This window comes from Streptomyces sp. NPDC048560, from assembly GCF_040650955.1.
In the GTDB taxonomy this organism is placed as follows: Bacteria; Actinomycetota; Actinomycetes; order Streptomycetales; family Streptomycetaceae; genus Streptomyces.
This window is the reverse complement of the sequence record NZ_JBEZIJ010000003.1, coordinates 486,862-505,451: the sequence shown is the minus strand read 5'-3', so window position 1 is coordinate 505,451 and position 18,590 is coordinate 486,862. Positions and strand designations below refer to the sequence as shown.

The 18,590-nt window shown below is 68.7% G+C and carries 16 protein-coding genes; 12 read left to right on the top strand and 4 right to left on the bottom strand.

Translation table 11 applies throughout. The features are described 5' to 3' along the window. Window positions 1-4: 4 nt before the first annotated feature. The 3 genes from AB0C82_RS12215 to AB0C82_RS12205 are packed head-to-tail and all read left to right on the top strand — an operon-like array spanning window position 5 to window position 4,373. Window positions 5-1,483 (top strand): cytochrome ubiquinol oxidase subunit I, encoded by a 1,479-nt coding sequence (locus AB0C82_RS12215; RefSeq protein WP_362839520.1) that lies wholly within the window; start codon window positions 5-7, stop codon window positions 1,481-1,483. Beyond that, complete coding sequence (locus AB0C82_RS12210; RefSeq protein ID WP_362839518.1) at window positions 1,480-2,538, top strand: cytochrome d ubiquinol oxidase subunit II; 1,059 nt, start codon at window positions 1,480-1,482, stop codon at window positions 2,536-2,538. The genes AB0C82_RS12215 and AB0C82_RS12210 overlap by 4 nt, the downstream gene beginning before the upstream one ends. A 59-nt stretch (window positions 2,539-2,597) precedes the next feature. Beyond that, window positions 2,598-4,373, top strand: a complete 1,776-nt coding sequence (locus AB0C82_RS12205) for a cation:proton antiporter (protein ID WP_362839515.1) — start codon at window positions 2,598-2,600, stop codon at window positions 4,371-4,373. 23 nt (window positions 4,374-4,396) lie between these two features. Here AB0C82_RS12205 and AB0C82_RS12200 read toward each other — a convergent pair whose 3' ends face one another. Continuing rightward, window positions 4,397-6,244, bottom strand: coding sequence for a glycoside hydrolase family 15 protein (locus AB0C82_RS12200; RefSeq protein ID WP_362839512.1), 1,848 nt, complete (start codon window positions 6,242-6,244; stop codon window positions 4,397-4,399). A gap of 212 nt (window positions 6,245-6,456) precedes the next feature. Between AB0C82_RS12200 and AB0C82_RS12195 the strand changes: the two genes are divergently transcribed. The 5 genes from AB0C82_RS12195 to AB0C82_RS12175 all read left to right on the top strand — a co-directional run bounded on the left by AB0C82_RS12195 (window position 6,457) and on the right by AB0C82_RS12175 (window position 10,485). Continuing rightward, entirely contained in the window at window positions 6,457-7,749 is a 1,293-nt protein-coding gene (locus tag AB0C82_RS12195) for a DUF2254 domain-containing protein (RefSeq protein WP_362839509.1), read from the top strand. 352 nt (window positions 7,750-8,101) lie between these two features. Further along, window positions 8,102-8,737 carry a TetR/AcrR family transcriptional regulator gene (locus AB0C82_RS12190; protein ID WP_362839507.1) on the top strand — a complete coding sequence of 212 codons (636 nt, stop codon included), beginning with the start codon at window positions 8,102-8,104 and terminating at the stop codon, window positions 8,735-8,737. Between the two features lie 67 nt (window positions 8,738-8,804). Further along, window positions 8,805-9,476, top strand: coding sequence for an enoyl-CoA hydratase-related protein (locus AB0C82_RS12185; RefSeq protein ID WP_362839504.1), 672 nt, complete (start codon window positions 8,805-8,807; stop codon window positions 9,474-9,476). A gap of 152 nt (window positions 9,477-9,628) precedes the next feature. After that, a complete protein-coding gene (locus tag AB0C82_RS12180; RefSeq protein WP_362839501.1) occupies window positions 9,629-10,072 on the top strand; it encodes a PaaI family thioesterase in 444 nt (147 codons plus the stop codon). A gap of 56 nt (window positions 10,073-10,128) precedes the next feature. Continuing rightward, on the top strand, window positions 10,129-10,485 hold the full coding sequence (locus AB0C82_RS12175) for a hypothetical protein (protein WP_362839498.1): 357 nt from the start codon (window positions 10,129-10,131) through the stop codon (window positions 10,483-10,485). A gap of 188 nt (window positions 10,486-10,673) precedes the next feature. Here AB0C82_RS12175 and AB0C82_RS12170 read toward each other — a convergent pair whose 3' ends face one another. Together AB0C82_RS12170 and AB0C82_RS12165 are read right to left on the bottom strand one after the other, a co-directional pair. Beyond that, window positions 10,674-11,216, bottom strand: a complete 543-nt coding sequence (locus AB0C82_RS12170; RefSeq protein WP_362839495.1) for a GNAT family protein — start codon at window positions 11,214-11,216, stop codon at window positions 10,674-10,676. 712 nt (window positions 11,217-11,928) lie between these two features. Continuing rightward, window positions 11,929-12,534 (bottom strand): dihydrofolate reductase family protein, encoded by a 606-nt coding sequence (locus tag AB0C82_RS12165; RefSeq protein ID WP_362839493.1) that lies wholly within the window; start codon window positions 12,532-12,534, stop codon window positions 11,929-11,931. Between the two features lie 291 nt (window positions 12,535-12,825). On the opposite strand from AB0C82_RS12165, the gene AB0C82_RS12160 reads away from it, so the two are divergent. The 4 genes from AB0C82_RS12160 to AB0C82_RS12145 all read left to right on the top strand — a co-directional run bounded on the left by AB0C82_RS12160 (window position 12,826) and on the right by AB0C82_RS12145 (window position 16,911). Beyond that, window positions 12,826-13,338 carry a GNAT family protein gene (locus AB0C82_RS12160; protein WP_362839490.1) on the top strand — a complete coding sequence of 171 codons (513 nt, stop codon included), beginning with the start codon at window positions 12,826-12,828 and terminating at the stop codon, window positions 13,336-13,338. Window positions 13,339-13,696: 358 nt separating this feature from the next. After that, complete coding sequence (locus AB0C82_RS12155) at window positions 13,697-14,788, top strand: sugar ABC transporter substrate-binding protein (RefSeq protein ID WP_362839488.1); 1,092 nt, start codon at window positions 13,697-13,699, stop codon at window positions 14,786-14,788. A gap of 69 nt (window positions 14,789-14,857) precedes the next feature. Further along, window positions 14,858-15,637, top strand: coding sequence for an ATP-binding cassette domain-containing protein (locus tag AB0C82_RS12150; RefSeq protein ID WP_362839484.1), 780 nt, complete (start codon window positions 14,858-14,860; stop codon window positions 15,635-15,637). Continuing rightward, window positions 15,634-16,911 (top strand): sugar ABC transporter permease, encoded by a 1,278-nt coding sequence (locus AB0C82_RS12145; RefSeq protein ID WP_362839482.1) that lies wholly within the window; start codon window positions 15,634-15,636, stop codon window positions 16,909-16,911. Before AB0C82_RS12150 ends, AB0C82_RS12145 begins: the two co-directional genes overlap by 4 nt. A gap of 213 nt (window positions 16,912-17,124) precedes the next feature. Here the strand turns inward: AB0C82_RS12145 and AB0C82_RS12140 are convergent, their stop codons facing one another. Further along, window positions 17,125-18,363, bottom strand: coding sequence for a PP2C family protein-serine/threonine phosphatase (locus AB0C82_RS12140; RefSeq protein WP_362839480.1), 1,239 nt, complete (start codon window positions 18,361-18,363; stop codon window positions 17,125-17,127). Window positions 18,364-18,590 lie beyond the last annotated feature (227 nt).

The following is an 18,590-nucleotide window of genomic DNA, read 5'->3' as shown; positions in this document are numbered from 1 at the left end:
GTGTATGTCCCCCTCGTTCCATCTGCTGGCGGACGCCCCGGCCCAACTCCTGCCGGCCCGGGAACTCATGGCCTTCACGCTGGCATCCCACATCATCCTGGTGCCGCTCGGCGTGGCGTTCCCGTTCATCACCCTGGTCATGCACTACCGCGGCCTGCGTCGCAAGGACGCCGCAGCGCTGCTCCTTGCGCGGCGCTGGTCGGCCGTCATGGCGGTGCAGTTCGCGCTCGGCATCGTCACGGGCACGGTGCTCTCCTTCGAGTTCGGCCTGCTCTGGCCCGGCCTGATGGGCAGATGGGGTGATGTCTTCGGCATCGGCTTCGGTGTCGAGGCGTGGGCGTTCTTCCTCGAAGCAGTGCTCATCGCCATCTATCTGTACGGATGGCGGCGGCTGAAGCCGCGTACGCACTTCCTGCTGGCACTGCCGCTCCCGGCTACCGCGCTGCTCGGGGCCTTCGGCATCCTGGCGGCCAACGCCTGGATGAACACGCCCCAGGGCTTCTCCCTCGATTCCGAGGGCAACCCGGTCGACGTGAACGTGTGGAAGGCGATCTTCACGCCGATGTTCGGGCCGCAGTACTGGCACTTCGTCGTTGCGATGATCATCACCGCGGGCTTCATGGTGGCCGGTGTCTACGCCGTGGGCTGGCTGCGCGGCCGCCGCGACCACTACCACCGGCTGGGTTTCGCCGTCCCGTTCACCATCGCCGCGCTGGCCACTCCGGTGCAGTTCGTCCTGGGCGACTCCATCGCCCGGTCGGTGTTCCACAAGCAGCCGGTGAAGTTCGCCGCGATGGAGATCGTCTGGAAGACGGACACGCGCGTGCCGGAGTACATCTTCGGACGTCTGAACGAGGACGGGACCATCTCGGGCGGCATCAAGATCCCGCTGCTCGACTCCGTCCTTGCCGGATTCCGCCCGGACACCAAGGTGGTGGGACTGACGTCCGTACCGGCGGACCAGCGCCCCACGGCCACTCAGGCGACCATCGCGCACTGGGCCTTCGACATCATGGTCCTGATCGGTTCCGCCCTCGTACTGCTGGCGCTCTGGTACGGACTGATCTGGCTACGGCATCGGCGGCTGCCCGCATCGCCGTGGTTCTACCGCTCCGCCGCCTGTGCGGGTGTCGCCTCCGTCGTGGCCGTCGAGTGCGGCTGGATCGCCACCGAGGTGGGGCGCCAGCCGTGGATCGTCTACCAGAACATGCGGGTGGCCGAGGCGGTGACCTCGACCCGTTCCACGACCCTGTGGATCATGCTCGGGGTGGTGATGGTGGTGTACGTGTTCCTCTTCAGCTCGTTCGTCGTCGTCCTGCTCAAGATGCGCACCCGGTGGCGGCTCGCCGACGAGCAGCGGGCCGCGGACGGTGCGGCCCACGCGCCGGAGGCGGACACCCCCTACGGGCCGCGGGAACCCCTCCCCGCGGGTGACGCCCACGCCGGCGGCGCGGCCTCCCGACCCGAGGACGGCCGGCCATGACCGCGGATCTCATCGCCGTGGCGCTGCTCCTCGCCGTGGCCGCGTATGCCTGCGCGGGCGGCACGGACTACGGGGCCGGCTTCTGGGACCTGACGGCCGGCGGGACGGAACGCGGCCGGCGCCCCCGGTGGCTCATCGACCACGCCATGGCTCCCGTATGGGAGGTCAACAACGTCTGGCTGATCTTCGTTCTCATCATCATGTGGACCGGCTTCCCCACCGCGTTCCAGACCGTGTTCTCCGCGATGTGGCTCCCCCTGGCGCTGGCGGCCATGGGCCTGGTCCTGCGCGGCGCCGGTTTCGCGTTCCGCAAGCCCTCCCGGCGGCTCGTCGACCGACGGCTGTACGGTGCCGTGTTCGCCGTGGCCTCGCTCGTCACGCCGTTCTTCCTGGGTGCCGCCGTCGGCGGAGTGGCTTCGGGACGCGTGTCGCCCGGTACGGACGCCTCGGTGGATGCGTGGTCCAGCCCGACCGCCCTCATGTTCGGACTCGTCGCCGTCGCGACGACCGCGTTCCTCGGCGCGGTGTTCCTCACCGGGGACGCATGCCGGTTCGACGCCCCCGATCTGGTCGGCTACTTCAGGCGCAGGGCGCTGACCAGTCTCGCCGTGGTCTCCGCGCTGGCGCTGACCACCGGGGCCGTCACCCATGAGGACTCCCCCCATGTGTGGCACGGACTCACCCACGGCCTGGGGCTGCTCTTCGTCGTCGTGGCCGGGGTCTCCGCACTGGCGACCGCGCTGCTCCTCGTGCGGACGCCAGGCACATGGGTGCGCGTCACGGCAGTCGGAGTCGTGGCCTGCGCCGTCATCGCCTGGGGCATGGCGCAGCGCCCCTACCTCGTCCCCACCTCGCTGACCGTGGCCGACGCGGCCGGCGCGCCCGCCACGCTGACGTGGCTCGCGGTCGTCACCCTGGTGGCCCTCGTGCTCGTCGTGCCGGCTGTCGTCTTCCTGTACTGGCTGGACACCCACGGTGAGCTGGAAGAGCTCACCGACGCCGAGCTCGTGGGAGGAAGCGGCGCCGACGGTGGCGACGTGTCACGCGGCGGCTGACCGCGCCCGCCCACACCGGAACACCCCCTCGCGCCCCGACTCCGACGAAGGAAGCCGCTGTGACCGACGACGAGATCCTTCTCGGACTCGCCCTGACGGTGGTGCTCGCCACCGGCTCGCAGATCCTGGCGAACAAGCTGCGCGTCCCGGCCCTGATCATCCTGCTGCCGGCGGGATTCGCCGCCGGTGCGGCAACGGACATCATTCACCCGGACAAGCTGCTGGGGCAGAACTTCTCCGCACTGGTGTCGCTGTCCGTGGCGGTGATCCTCTACGACGCCGGTCTGGGGCTCGACCTGCGCAAGCTCGCCCGCCACACCCGCGGGATCGTGGGAAGGCTGCTGCTGTACGGGGTGCTGCTCACGTTCCTGGTCACGGCGTCGGTGGCGCCCGCGCTGTTCGACATGCCCCTGCGCGTGGCCGCGATGCTCGGCATGATCCTGGTCGTGTCGGGGCCCACCGTGGTGGGTCCGCTGCTCGACTTCGTGCGGCCGAGCGACAAGGTGCGGCGCATCCTGATCTGGGAGGGGACTCTGACCGACCCGATCGGCGGCATCCTCGGTGCGCTCACCTTCCACGCCATCGCCACGGCGCACCAGGTCGACATCGGCCGGGGTTACCAGCTGGGGCAGTTCGCCCTCAGCCTGGCCGTCGGCCTGGCCGGCGGCGCGGTGGGTACGGCCCTGCTGTGGTTGACCCTGCGCGTCCTGCGGCTCGGCGAGACCCTCGGCACGCTGGCTCAGCTCGCCACCGTGCTCGCCGTATCGGCGGTCTGTGACGTCGTGCGCGACGACACCGGGCTCATCGCCGCGATTCTCGTGGGTCTGGCCGTCGCCAACATCCGCGGTTTCGACATGCCGGCCCGTCGCCCGTTCTTCGAGACTCTGGTGCAGCTCGTCATCGGACTGCTGTTCATCTCCATCTCCTCCACCGTCACCCCGGCGTCCCTGGTACCCGTCCTCCTTCCCGCCCTGGTCCTGCTGGCGATCCTCGTCCTGGCCATCCGGCCGGCTGTGGCCTTCGCCGCTTCCGTGCGCACGGACCTCTCCCGGGGTGAGCGTGCCTTCGTCGGATGGATGGCCCCGCGCGGGATCGTCGCGGCGGCCACGGCGTCGGCCTTCTCCGCCGGCCTGGTCGACCGGGGTGTGAGCGGGGCCCAGCGCATCCTTCCGGTGACGTTCCTGGTGATCGTGGGAACCGTCCTGCTGTACGCCCTGAGCGCGGCGCCGGTGGCCCGACGGCTGGGGGTCGTCAAGCCGGCCGGCACGCGCGTCCTTCTGGTGGGCGGCGACCCCTGGGTGGTCGACCTGGGAAGTGCGCTGCGGTCCGCCGGCCTCGACGTGCTGATGTGGGCGGGCCGCGAGGAGGAGCGGGCACGGATCGGGGACGCGGGCATCGAGCTGGCCAAGGGCGCTCTGCTGGCCACGGCCATCAACCCCGGCGCACGGCTGGAGGGGGTGACAGCCGTGTTCCTGGCCACCGACGACGACGACTTCAACGCGCTCGCCGCTGTGGTGATGCAGGACAACGTCGAAGGGCCCGTGTACCGGGTCGGGCCACCGCACGGCAGCCACGGAGTGGTCGCTCCCTACACGGGCGGGGACATCCTGTTCGGCCGGTCCCTCGTCCGTCACGTCCTCACCGACCGTTACGAGCAGGGCGCCCGCTACGTGGTGCAGCCCGCCTCCACCCCGCTGCCGCCGGAGCACGACCTCCTCTTCGTGGTGCGGGCCAACCAACGGCTGGACCCGGTCACCGAGAGGCAGCAGATCGTCCCGCAGGAAGGAGACACCGTCGTCCTCCTCGGTTCCGTCCCCTCGCACGCCGGACAGTGAACCCGGCACCCGGGCTCCGGGCGCTAGCCGCCGTGGCCGCGCTCCGCATTGAGCCTCGCGTCCAGGGTGATCGCCGCGTCGATCAGGGCCAGGTGCGTGAACGCCTGCGGGAAGTTACCCAATTGACGTCCCGTCAGGCCGATCTCTTCGGAGTACAGGCCCAGGTGGTTGGCGTAGGTGAGCATCTTCTCCAGCACCAGCCTGGCCTGGTCGGTGCGTCCGGCCCGTGCCAGGGCGTCGACGTACATGAACGTACACAGGGAGAACGTTCCCTCGGAGCCACGCAGGCCGTCGGGTGACGCCTCGGGGTTGTAGCGGTAGACCAGGCTGTCGCTGACCAGCTCACGCTCCATCGCGTCCAGCGTGGACTTCCACATCGGATCGTCCGGCGTGATGAAGCCGACCGTCGGCATACGCAGCAGCGACGAGTCGAGAACGTCGTCGCCGTAATGCTGCACGAAGGCCTGCTTCTTCGGGTCGAATCCCTGGCTGAGCACCTGCTTGAAGATCGCGTCACGCGCGTCCACCCATCGGCCGCGGGCCGCGGGGCGGCCGTCGTCGTAGGCGATCCGAATGGCACGGTCGAAGGCCACCCAGGACATCACGCGGCCGTACGTGAAGTCCTTCCGGCCGCCGCGGGTCTCCCACAGCCCTTCTCCGGGCTGGTCCCAGTGGTCGACCAACCAGTCGAGGAGTGTGTGCAGCGCGGTCCACCCCCTGTTGTCGAGGTGCATGCCGTGCTGGTGCGCGAAGTAGATGCTGTCGAGCGCCTCGCCGTAGATGTCCAGTTGCAGCTGGGCGGCCGCTCCGTTGCCGATGCGGACCGGGGCGGATCCGCGGTAGCCCTCCCAATGGTCCAGCGTCTCCTCGACGAGGTCCGATGAGCCGTCGACGCGATACATGATGTTGAGTGGGCCGGTTCCGTCTCCCTGGCCGGCCTCCTCCTTCACGCGGTCGTGCAGCCAGCTGATGAACGCCGTCGCCTCTTCCTTGAAACCCAGGCCCAGCAGGGCGTACACCGAGAACGACGCGTCACGGATCCAGGTGAACCGGTAGTCCCAGTTGCGCTCTCCGCCCAACTGCTCGGGCAGAGCGGCTGTGGGTGCCGCGATCAGGGCGCCGGTGGGCGCGTAGGTCATGAGCTTCAGCGTCACGGCCGAACGCTCGACGGCTTCCCGCCACCTGCCCGTGTAGGTGGACTGGCCGAGCCACGTGCGCCAGAACTGGACCGTCTCGTCGAAGAGCTGCTCGAACTCCGCGACTCCGACCTCGTGCGGCGGTCCGCCAGGAGACGACTCCATCACCAGTCCCCGCTGCTGACCCGCTCGCAGAGTCAGGGAGAAGCGCAGGTCCTTGTCACCCGAGAGGACGCTCAGCAGCCGCTCGTCCTGCGGCTCACGGACGAGGTGGACGGCGAGATCCATGTCCTGCGAAGTGAACAGGGCCCCGCGCTCGGTGATGTGGAGCTCATGCGGCTGACGGCCGTAGTCGAACCGCGGGGCGATCTCCCCCTCGAACGTCATGCTGCCGCGCACACAGCGCAACATGCGGACCAGGCGGTGCCGGTCCGTCACCGTCTTGCCGGTCACCGGCATGAAGTCGACGACCTCCCCCGCCCCGTCCTCGGTCATGAAGCGCGTCACGAGAACTGCGGTGTCAGGGTGGTAGAGCTGCTTGGAGGTGTACGTTTCCGCGGCCGGCCTGACGGTGAAGTGGCCGCCCTTCTGCCGGTCGAGCAGTGCTCCGAAGATGCTGGGCGAGTCGAAGCGCGGACAGCAGAACCAGTCGATCGTCGCATCGGTGGTCACGAGAGCAGCGGTCTGCAGATCACCGATCAGGCCATGGTTCTCGATCAGGCCGTAATCGTCCATTTCGTGCCCCTTTCGGCCGCGATCGCCAGCCTAAGTCAACGAGGCCACTCCGTCCTGGCGAGAAGTGACGCGCGGTAGCGGCCGGGCACTCCGCACCTGCGCCGCTCCGTGAACGGCCCTACGGTGAGGTGACAGCGGTCCCGTTCAAGGGTCCGCGGTCCCGCGTGCACCTGGTGAGCACCGGACGACTCCTCCGGACAAGGGGGCGTGACGTGGGTGTCCTGCCGTCCTGGGCGACCAGATTCAGGTTGTGGCAATACATCAAGGCAAGCCTGTGGATCGTGCCGATGTTCGGCCTCGTCCTCGGCATCCTTCTCGCCGAGCTGGCCCTGACGGCCGACAGCGCCGACTGGCCGCCGAGCGGCTGGCACTACTCGACCACGACGGCGAGCGACGTGCTCACGGCCATCGTCGGGGCGATGGTGGCGCTGCTCGGCTTCGTCGTCACCATCGGCGTACTCGTCGTGCAGCAGGCAACGGGAACCCTCTCCCCCCGCTATATGCGCCTGTGGTACCGGGACCGGCTGCAGAAGGCGGTGCTCGCGACCTTCACCGGGACGTTCGCGTTCGCGTTCTCCTTGCTCCGCAGCATCGAATCCGGCTCCGTCCCCGACCTGGGTGTCACCCTGGCCGGCGCGGCGGTGGGCATCAGCCTCGTACTGCTGCTGATCTACCTCAACAGGTTCACCCACAGCCTCAGACCGGTGGCCATCGCCGAGTTGGTCGCGCTCATGGGAGAGGACGTCGTCACGGCCGGGGCGGCGGGGATCCGGGACGCGGCCCCACGGGGAGAACAGGACGTGGCGTCCGGCGCACCGGTGATGCGGATCAGCACCCCACGCGGCGGAGCCATCCAGGCGTTCAACGTCGCCGGGCTGGTCGCCGAAGCGGCCCGGCACGACTGCGTCTTCGTCGTGACCCGGCTGATCGGGGACTTCGTCACGCCGGGGACCGTTCTCGTCGAGGTCCACGGGGGCACATCGAGGCCGGACCCTGACCGGGTGACCGGCCTCGTCGCCCTCGGGGCCGAGCGCACCATCGAACAGGACCCCGCCTTCGCCATGAGAGTCCTCGTGGACGTCGCCATCAGGGCGCTCTCCCCCGCCGTGAACGACCCCACGACCGCGGTGCAGGTGATGAACTACATCGAGTCGTTCCTCCACACGATCGGCAGCACGCCCCTCCGCGACCGCTATGAACTCGCCGACGCCGACGGGCACGTCCGGCTCGTACTTCCGGGACGCGACTGGGAGAACCACCTGGAGCTCGCCGTCTGCGAGATCCGCGACTACGGCGCTTCGTCGGTGCAGATCTGCCGAAGGCTGCGTTCCATGCTCGACGGCCTGATCGAGACCCTGCCGCCCCGACGGCACCCGGCGGTGCAGGCCGAGGTGCTCCTCCTGGAGGAATCGATCGAGCGGGAGTTCCCCGACGCGGCCCGCAGGTCCATCGCGCGGAGCGCCGACCGCCAGGGCATCGGCGGGCGTCGCCGTCCGCGGACGTAGCCGAGGACGCCTACGCGTATCCGGCGGCCTGTTGCTGCTCGCGCGGGCCCGGCCGCCTCCGTTTGGGCGCCGCCGGGGCTCGGGCCCTGACACCCCCTGACCACCGACGCCCGCCGCACCCGCTGACGGCCCGCCGACGCCCGGAAGCGTTGTTACCTCGCGGAACGTCGTTCCGTCGTTCCGCCCCTCGTCGCCTTGTCCCCGCCCCCATCGTCGCCCGGAACCGTTGCTCGGTGACCGAGGCACGCACAGGACCCCTCACACCTCTTGCATGTTCTATGCCATACCCCATAAGTTACTGACAGGTAGCCCCTTTGGCGGGCCGAATCGTCCTCGGGAAGGTGCGAGTCAGTTGAGCGCGCGCAGGAGCGACAGTCGTGACCGGATGGTCCTCAGCGCGGCGGCACTGCTGCGTGAGCACGGCGCGGGCGCGACGAGTATCGACCGGGTACTCGCCCACAGCGGAGCCCCTCGCGGATCGGTGTATCACCACTTCCCCGGCGGGCGGGCGCAGCTCATCGACGAGGCGGTGCAACTGGCGGGCAGTTTCATCGCGGGTCTGATCGACGCCGCCATGCAGGCCGACGACCCGGTGGAAGCGATCGACTCGTTCTTCGTCCTGTGGCACGACCGGCTCGTGGAGAGCGACTTCAGGGCCGGCTGCCCGATCGTGGCCGTGGCCGTGGAGACCAACGACGACGCCCCTCAGCTGGCCCGCTCGGCCGCCGCCGTCTTCACCCGCTGGCAGGAGGCCCTCGCGGCCCTGTTCGTACGACACGGCCTGACCGAGGAACGCAGCCGCAGGCTCGGCGCCTTCATCATCGCTGCGGTCGAGGGCGCGGTGATCATGTGCCGGGCGGAGCGGAGCACCGCCCCGATCGAGGCGGCAGCCGCCGAGATCCACGACCTGCTCCTGTACGCGCTGCGCGACCGCCCGGCAGCTCGACCCCCGCTCCGACCGCAACCACAGCCCCGAGCCCGGCCCTAGCCGGCCCGCACCCTCACACGCACCTCACACGCCCCCGCTGTCACTTGCCCAGCTCGAAGGAGTCTCCATGCCCTCGCTCGACCGTCACGACAACGTCTTCGTCCTTGATCTCGGAGACGGAGAGAACCGCTTCCACCCCGTCTGGCTCACCGCGCTCGGTGCCGCCCTCGACGAGGTGGAGAAAGCGGAAGGTCCTCGCGCTCTGGTCACCGCCGCGACAGGCAAGTTCTATTCCAACGGGCTTGATCTGGACTGGCTGTTCGCCAACGCCGACCAGCACCAGGCGTACGTCGTCTCGGTCCACGAGCTGTTCGCACGGATGCTGTCGCTGCCGGTCATCACGGTGGCCGCACTTCAGGGGCACACCTTCGCCGCCGGCGCGATGTTCTCCCTCGCCCACGACTTCCGCGTCATGCGCGCCGACCGCGGCTACTGGTGCCTGCCCGAAGCGGACATCAACATCCCCTTCACCCCTGGCATGGCCGCCCTGATCCAGTCCCGGCTGACGCCGCAGACCGCTCACGAGGCGATGGTCACCGCCCGCCGCTACGGCGGTTCGGATGCGGCGAACGCCGGCATCGTCGACCGGGCGGTCACCGAGGACGCCGTACGCTCCACCGCCATCGAGCTGGCCCAAGCGCAGGTGAACAAGGCGGGCGACACCCTCGGCACCATCAAGTCCCGCATGTACGCCCCGGCCCTGGCAACCCTGCGCGACACCACCAACCCGCTCGGCTGACGACACCTCGACGACCGCACGCTTCCGCGCGCCCAGCACCCCGGGGCACTTTCGCCCGGGGTGCGTTCAACCGCGCCCCGCTGTCCTGCCGCAACCGACTGATCGGGCCTGACGGACGCACCGTCGACCAGCACCACCCAAGGAGAACCAGCGTGACCACCACCGACTTCACCTCCATGACCGGCCTGGAACTGATGCGGTGGGTGCAGACAGAGCGCCCTACTGACATTCCCTCCATCGGCCGCCTGCTCGGTATGCGCTTCGACGAGGTCGAGCACGGCCGCATCGTCATCTCACTCGACACCCGCCCTGACTTCGCCAACCCCTTGGGCACCGTTCACGGCGGTATCGCCGCCACCCTCCTCGACTCGGCGATGGGCTGCGCCGTCCACACCACGCTTCCGGCCGGCTCCGGCTACACCACGCTCGAACTCAAGGTCAACTACATCCGAGCCGCCCGTACCGACGAACAGACACTCACCGCCGAAGGCACGGTCATCCACGTCGGCCGCCGTACCGCGACCGCCGAAGGCAAGGTGCTGGACGACCAGGGCAAGCTCATCGCCCACGCCACCACCACCTGCATGATCCTGTAGGCCGCTCGCAGCTCACCGAACTTCACTCCGAGTCGGGCTCCTGGTAGAACCGGCGCATGGCATACAGGTTCACGGCCCGCGCGGTGGCTGCCGAGACCGATGGTGACGGCGAGCTGCAGGCCGGCGTGGCAGAGGAGGACGAGGGCTTCTTCCTGCTGTTCACGAGCACTGCCGGTGAGCCGTCCGCACAGGAGATCTCGCTCGGATTCGACACGTACTGCGTGATAACTCCGGACCAGAGCACGGCCTACGGCTGTGTCCGCGAGGTGGCTCTGGCCGGCACCCTGCTCACGGTATCGCTGGACCCCGGTTGCCTGGACGACTTGGAGGCCGAGATGTGCGAGGTGCTGGCCAGGGTGCTGACCTCCGGACGCGAGGAAGCCCGGCCTCGGCTGACTGGCTTCCCCATGTGATTCCGCCCTCTCAGGAGGCGGTGTCGATCCGGGGCACATGAGTCAGCATGTCCAGCCTCCGGCAGAAGCAGTCGGGTTCAACCCGCCCAGCCCCGCCCGCTGTCCTGCCGTCCCGCCGTCCCGCCGTGGTGGGGACCAGGAGGCTCCCACCACGGCGATCAGAATGTGATCACCTGTACGCCCAGGGGCTACCCCGCCGTTTCCGGCTTCCAGTCCCGGGCGAGGAGACCGAGCAGTACCTCGTCCAGGAACTCGCCCATCACCCAGGCCGAGGAGCGCAGAACCCCTTCGCGGACGAAGCCGTTGCGCTCTGCGGAGCGCAGCATCGCCGCGTTGTCCGCCAGGGTCTCGATCTGCAGACGCTGCAGGCCGCGTACGACGAAGCCGTAGTGGCACAACACCGCTACCACGTCGGTGCCGTAACCCTTGCCGCGGCAGGACGGAAGCAGCCCCAGCCCGATGTGCGCGGACCGGCTGTGGTTGTCGATCCCCCAAAGCGTCGCGGTGCCGACCAGCGCACCACCGTCCAACTCCACTACGGAGAACGGGACATGCCCGTGCTCCGTGTCATCCACCACGAGCCTCGCATCCTTCGAGCCGGGCGTGATCGGCCGCCACGGCCGGCTCTCGGCCCGGGAGGAGTTGACCACGTCGTCGTAGAGCTCGGTCCGCAGGACCGGGATGTCGTCCTCGTGCCGGGCCCTGAGCCCGACCTTGTTGCCCTTTAGCATCCACGGTTCCTATCCGACCGGGCTCGCGAACGGCAACTCGATATCGCACCGCACGGGCACCTCCAGGTCGGCCGGACATCTCACCTGACTGACCCGACGGATCCGGAATCCCCAAGACCGGGCCCTTCGAGAACTCATCGGCGAGCTGTCCACGTGCAGTCCCAAGTGGGGACGACCGGGTTCGTACCAACAGGTCTGCTGCCCGAGATGGCGGGTGACCTTCACGTGAGCGTGGCCCGCGGTGGGCGCTGAAGCCGAAACCCTCGCCGTCTTCTCACTCGGTCACACCGTCGTCGCCCTCGGCTGCTGAGGGCACGGCCCTGACGGCCGTCGCGAGCGGAGTGTCCCGGGCGGTGGCCTATGTGGTGGTCGGCAGATCGCCGGACCTGCCGCGAAATCCCGTGCGCCGGGTGTCGTGGGGGGGCTGCGTTCTGGGCCCTGGGAGGCGGCTACGGCACGGTCCGCCCCCTCCTCGGGCGGAGGGACGACGCCATCCGACGGTGCGGCTGCACGGCAACCGGCGCGACTGCGCGTCCCGACTCCTGCCGTCCCACAACCACCACGTTGGGTGGTGCCGCCGTCACCGAACGCGCAAGCGGCGGGGCTTCCACACCGCCTCCGGACCGCTTGCGTACGGCCTCCGGCCCAGTCGAAGCCGGCCCTTCCTGCGGGTCGACCGGATACTCGACACCGTGATCGGCGACAACGGCCCCTACGCGTCGGCTCCGTACGTCCCGTACTCCGGAACGCCGGTCGACTCGTAGACGTGCACCGCAATTCCGCTCGGCGTCGTCTCGTTGTGCAACATGCGCAGTCCGACCGGGGTGCCGCCGTCCGGGAACAGGCGTCGTCCGCTGCCCAGGACCACCGGGGCGATCGCGAGCCGCACCTCGTCGATCAGGCCGGCGGCCAGCAGCGACTGGCCGAGCCGAGCGCTGCCGTGGATCTGGAGCTCGCGGCCGGGCTGTCGCTTGAGTTCGGCGACCTGGGCGAAAATGTCGCCGGACAGGATCGTGGTCGGTTCCCACCCAGCCTTGGTGAGGCTCTGGGAGGCGACGTATTTCGGCGAGTCGTTCAGGATGCGGGCGTTCGGGTGATCGGTCATCTCGGGCCAGTCCCGAGCGAAGTTCTCGTACGTACGGCGGCCGAAGAGGAACGCGTCCGCCGTGCCGAGCCAGGTGGTCACCACCTGCTCGAAGGCCTCGTCCAGGTGCGGCACGAACCAGCCGCCCTGCGTGAATCCGTCGCTGGTGTCCTCATCCGGGGATCCGGGCCCCTGGGAGACACCGTCCAGGGACAGGAACTCCTGTAGTACCAAACCTCATCGCACACCAACTCTCTCAGGCGGGGAGACATCCGTCCCCGCCCCTTCAGACTCCGTGACGTGCGGAAATTCATCGGTCAACCTGCGGCGCGCATCCCCGCACGATCATTCTCTCCATGTGCTGGGGCGCAACCTGTGGCCTGTCGACCGCTTCGCTTCTCCCGCCCTCCGACCGACGCCCTGCGCGATCATCGAGCGCGAGCCCTCCTCACACTCGTGAGCAACCGACCGACTACGCCAGCTGAGAAGACAGGCAGAACACCCGTGAGTTCCACGTTGATCCGCTTGATCGAGCCTTCCGACGGCCCCGCGCTCGCCAGCCTGCTTTCCCATGACAAGCAAGCGTATGCGCGCTGGCTGCCCGCGAGGCCCGCCGAGTTCTACACGCCCGACGGGCAGGCCTCCGTCATCGAATCCCTTCTCGCCTCCCACGACAGCGGGGTCGCGTGGCCCGGCGTCGTGGTCTCCGGCGAGACCGTCATCGGGCAGGTCAGCATCAGCTCCATCCTGCGTGGCCCGTTCCAGAAGGGCTTCCTCGGTTACTGGGTCTCTTCTCTTCACCAGGGACTCGGGCACACGAGCCGCGCCGTCGGCCTCGCTCTGCGGATCGCCGAGGACGAGCTGCACCTGCACCGGCTGGAGGCACACACCCAACTGGAGAACCTCGCTTCTCAGGCGATCCTCCGCAAGCACGGATTCAACTCCTGGGGCATCGCCCATGAGCACTTCTACGCCGACGGCGCATGGCGCGACGAAGTGTTCTGGGAAAGGAACCTGTCCGACAGGCCCGCATCCTGAGGTCATCCGGCCAAAGACCCTCACCGCGCTCCGTGGACGCCGGCTTTCGCTGTCCGGGTGGCGCGCCTACCAGGTGCTTCTTCCGGACACGGAGATCCGCGAGCGGGTCTCCGCCATGCACGCGCTGCCGTGGAACGGCTCCCCTCCCGTCCCGGACACGGGACGGCCGTACGTCCGGGCCGTGTCCGGGACGTGTCCGGGACGGCCGGGCGCGTCGGCTGCCGCCGCCGGACGGGTGACGCCCTCACCCGCTTGCCGGTCATCAGGTTGGGACTAATCTCGATATGTAGGACATAAGCGCATCCTCGTTGCCGCGCTTTCCCGGCGAAGGGGCGGCGCCGCGCGAAAGGAGCCTCCCATGACCCGTACATTGCGGGGTGCGATAGCACTGGCAGGAGCAGCGGCCCTCTCGCTGGGCGCGGCAGCGTCCATCGGAGCGGCGGACGCGGGAACGGAACGCGCGGCAGCCCAGGACGTCAAGATCGGCCTCCTGCTGCCGGAGAGCAAGACGACCAGGTACGAGAAGTTCGACCGGCCCTACATCGAGCAGAAGATCAAGGAACTGGCGCCCGACGCCCAGATCGACTACTACAACGCGGCCGAGAGCCCCACCACGCAGCAGCAGCAGGTCAACACCGCCCTCGCCAAGGGGGACAAGGTGCTCATCCTGGATGCCGTGGACGCCAAGTCCATCCAGTCCTCCGTGCAGAAGGCCCGTGACGCGGGTGTCAAGGTCGTGGCCTACGACCGCCTCGCCCAGGGTCCCGTCGACGCGTACGTCTCGTACGACAACCGCAAGGTCGGCGAGTTGCAGGGCAAGGCACTCCTGGCCGCGCTCGGTGACAAGGCCGAAAGCGGCCAGATCGTGATGCACAACGGTTCGCCGACCGACCCGAACGCCGCCGAGTTCAAGGCCGGAGCCCACTCCGTCCTCGACGGCAAGGTGAAGATAGGCAAGGAGTACGACACCCCGAACTGGGACCCGAACAACGCCAACCAGCAGATGTCCGGAGCCATCAGCGCACTCGGCAAGGACAACATCGTCGGTGTCTACTCCGCCAACGACGGACTCGCCGCAGGCATCGCGACCGCCCTCAAGGCCTCTGGCATCAACGTGCCGCTGACCGGCCAGGACGCCCAGCTCGACGCCATCCAGCGGATCCTGCTCGGCACGCAGACCATCACGATCGAGAAGCCGTACAAGCCCGAGGCCGACGTGGCGGCCACGATGGCCGTGAACCTGGCAGAGGGCAAGGAGATCCCCTCCTCCCTGACTCCCACCACCGTCACGAGTGGCAGCGGCGAGAAGGTGCCGGCCACGCTGCTGACCCCGGTCGTCGTCAACAAGGACAACATCAAGGACACCGTCGTCAAGGACGGCCTGTACACGGTCGACGAGATCTGCACGCCCAACTACGCCGATGCCTGCAAGGAGGCCGGACTCCAGTAGTCGCACGAGCGGCTGATGGCGACGGGGGAAAGGCGCGGCCCGAGCGGGCCGGTGGAGGAGGCGGTTCCGTTGCCGGAAGGACCTGTGCTCACACTGCGGGGCATCTCCAAACGGTTCGGTGCGGTCCAGGCGTTGTCGGGTTTCGACCTGGACGTACACGCCGGTGAGGTGGTCGCACTCGTCGGCGACAACGGCGCCGGGAAGTCCACCGCCGTCAAGGCGATCGCCGGGGTGAACCCACCCGACGAGGGCGTCATCGAATGGCAGGGCCACCGCGTCACGATCAACCGGCCCCACGACGCCCAGCACCTCGGCATCGCCACCGTCTACCAGGACCTGGCGCTGTGCGACAACCTCGACGTGGTCGGCAACCTGTTCCTCGGCCGCGAGATCACCCGCTTCGGCGTGCTCGACGAGGTCCGCATGGACAAGCGCTCACGCGAGCTGCTCGACACCCTGTCCATCCGCATACCCAGCGTGCGCATCCCCGTCGCCTCACTCTCCGGTGGCCAGCGCCAGACCGTGGCGATCGCCCGCTCGCTGGTCGGCGCACCGAAGGTCGTCATCCTCGACGAACCCACCGCCGCCCTGGGTGTGGAACAGACCGCCGAAGTCCTCGACCTCGTCGAGCGGCTTCGCGAACGCGGCCTCGGGACGATCCTGATCAGCCACAACATGGTGGATGTGATGGCGGTGGCCGACCGGATCGCCGTCATGCGCCTCGGCCGGAACAACGGCTTCTTCGACAAGCGCTCCACCACGACGGAGGAGATCATCTCCGCGATCACCGGCGCCAGCGACAGCGCCGTGACCCGCCGCCAGGCCCGCAGGCGGGAGGAGGAGCGATGAAGCGTGACAGAGACCCCGGCGATTCCGGTACGCAGCAGCCCGCACGCGACGCGATGCCCGCCGTCGACACCCGGCTGCTCGTCCGCGAGGAGGGCATCAAGGGGTACCTCGGCGAGTTCCGGCGCAAGCTGCGGAGCGGAGAGCTCGGTTCACTTCCCGTCGTCCTGGCCGTGATCATCATCTGGACCGTGTTCGGCAGCCTGAACAGCACGTTCCTCTCGGCTCAGAACCTCTCCGACCTCAGCCAGCAGATCGTCGGCACCGGCATGATCGCCGTCGGTATCGTCTTCGTCCTGCTGCTGGGCGAGATCGACCTGTCCGTCGGCTCGGTCAGCGGCCTGTGCGCCGCCATCTTCGCGGTGCTCAACGTCCAGAACGGCATGAACCAGTGGCTGGCGCTCCTGGTCGCCATCGCAGGCGGAGCCGCCGTCGGACTCATCCAGGGCTTCTTCTTCGCACGGGTCGGCGTGCCCGCCTTCGTGGTCACCCTGGCGGGCAACCTCGCCTGGAACGGGCTGATGCTGCAGGTGCTCGGCGCCAGCGGCACGGTCAACATCCCCAGCGAGAGCATCGTCACCAAGCTCTACTCGACCATCTTCGGCAGCCCCGCGGCCAGTTACGTGACGGCGGCGGTTGGAGTCGGGCTGTTTCTCGCGGCGTCGCTCCTGGACGCCGGACGCCGGAAGGCGGCCGGGGTGCCGTTCAGACCGGTCGCCGAGATCGCGCTGCGTACGGTGTTCCTGGCGGCCATCGCCTTCGCCACCGCGTACATCCTGAACCAGTACCAAGGCCTCCCGCTGGCCCTCCTGCTCTTCCTGATCCTGCTGGTCCTCGTGGACTTCGTCCTGCGCCGCACCACGTACGGCCGGCAGATCTTCGCCGTCGGCGGCAACATCGAGGGTGCGCGCCGTGCCGGTATCAACGTGGCTCTCATCCGGATGTCCGTCTTCTCGATCGCGGGGACCATGGCCGCCGTGGGAGGCATCTTCCTCGCCGGGCAGATCCAGTCCGCGAGCCAGACATCGGGCGGCGGCAACCTGCTGATGAACGTCATCGCCGCGGCCGTCATCGGCGGCACCAGCCTGTTCGGCGGACGCGGATCCGTGTGGTCCGCCCTGCTGGGTGCTCTGGTGATCGGCTCCATCCAGTCGGGCATGAACATCATGGGCCTCAGCAACGCCATCCAGTTCATGATCACGGGTGCGGTCCTGCTGGCCGCCGTCGTCGTCGACTCCCTGTCCCGCCGTAGCCAGCGGGCAGCAGGACGGGCCTGATCCGGCCCGCTGTACCGACCGGCCTCGACGCACCCTCGACTCTCGCAGTCGTGCCTGCGCGGGCCGTCGTGGCGGGCGTCCTCGGGAAGCCCGTCAGCCGCACCTGGCAGAGCAGTCTTCCGGGTACGTCCACAGCGCGCGGCCTCGCCGGAGCATGACCGCCGACCAGGCCGGGAGTTCGGCGGGCACCAGGCTTGCGGAACATGGCGAAGTTCAGTCCATTGACGCGAGATGGTCGGCCTCACCGGCGCGCCACTCGATGAGGAAGACGGTCGCGTCGTCACTGGTGCGCCCGCCCCGTTCCTCTTTCAGCGCGTTCGAGAGTTTCAGAGCCGCTGACCGCATCCCGCCGTTGGTCCGGCCGATGCGGCCGACACAGCGGATGAGTCGCTCCTCGCCGAACAGCTCTCCGTCCGCGTTCCGCTCCTCGATCACGCCGTCGGTGTAGCACAGCACGCGGTCACCGCGTTGGAGTCGGTACTCGCCGACCGTGGGGCGCTCACCGCCGAGTCCGACCGGCAGGGTGGTCGGACTCACCAGGGCACTGACCGTGTCCTGCCTGATCAGCAGCGGAGCGTGATGCCCCGCGTTGACCCACTGGAACAACCCGGTGGTGACGTCCAGCTTCATCATCTGAGCGGTGACGAAGTGATCGGGTCCGAACTGGTCGGAGACGGCCTGGTCCATGTAGGCGTACATGTCCGAGAGATCGACGCCCGCACGCCTGGCGTGCCGGTACGCGCCGATGGTGACAGTCGCCATCGTGGCAGCGTCCAGGCCGTGGCCCATCGCATCGATCACTGCCGCGTGCAGAACGTCGTCGTTGAGCGCGTAGTCGAAGCTGTCGCCTGCGATGTCGTAGGCCGGCTCGACGGCCCCGCTGACCGACACCTGGGGCACGGACATCGTCAGCGGCGGCAGCAGGGACCACTGCATCTCCGCTGCCACGCTCATCGGTTCACGGCGTCGGGCCTGGAAGAACCTGTCGGTGTAGGAGTGCTTGGTGACCAGCATGTCGGCGACCAGTCCGGCGAGTCTGCGCAGCAGTCGCCTGTCGTCGTCGTCGACGGTGTCCAGGGTGAGTGCCATCACTCCTACCTCGTCGCTGCCGTCCAGCAGCGGCAGATACATGCGGACGCCGTCCGGCTCTTCCACCTCGACCGTGGTGGCCGTCAGGAAGGCTCTGCCCGCAGGGGAGTCACTGATCCCTTCGGGGTCACTCACCGACAGCCCGCGACCCGACAACGGCACCAGCATTTCTCGCGCGTAGTCCTGCAGGAGGATCGAGACGCCCCTGCCGCCGATCCGGGCCACCTCCTCCGCGATCAGAGGAGCGATCAGTTGCGGCGGCATCTCGTGCGCCCGGTCCAGCAACACACCCAGCAACCGCTCTCCGAACCCCTCCGACCGGTCCACCGTCTGCTTGTCGGACCGTTGCTCACCTTCCGCCACAGTCGCTCCCTCCTCTGGTCTGACCAGCCGACAGATCGATCGGCCAATGGCGTCCACGGTCTCGGCCGGAGAAGCACTGACGCGATCATCGGCCAAAGGAACCCGGCTCATCGTCCGCAACGGCTGCAGAACCCGACGAATCACGCGTTCGGCGTGCGGCCGTCCGGCCTCGTGTCCCGGAGGAGGGCACCGGCGTCGTCCCGCCGAAGCGGGCCTCCATGGCCCCT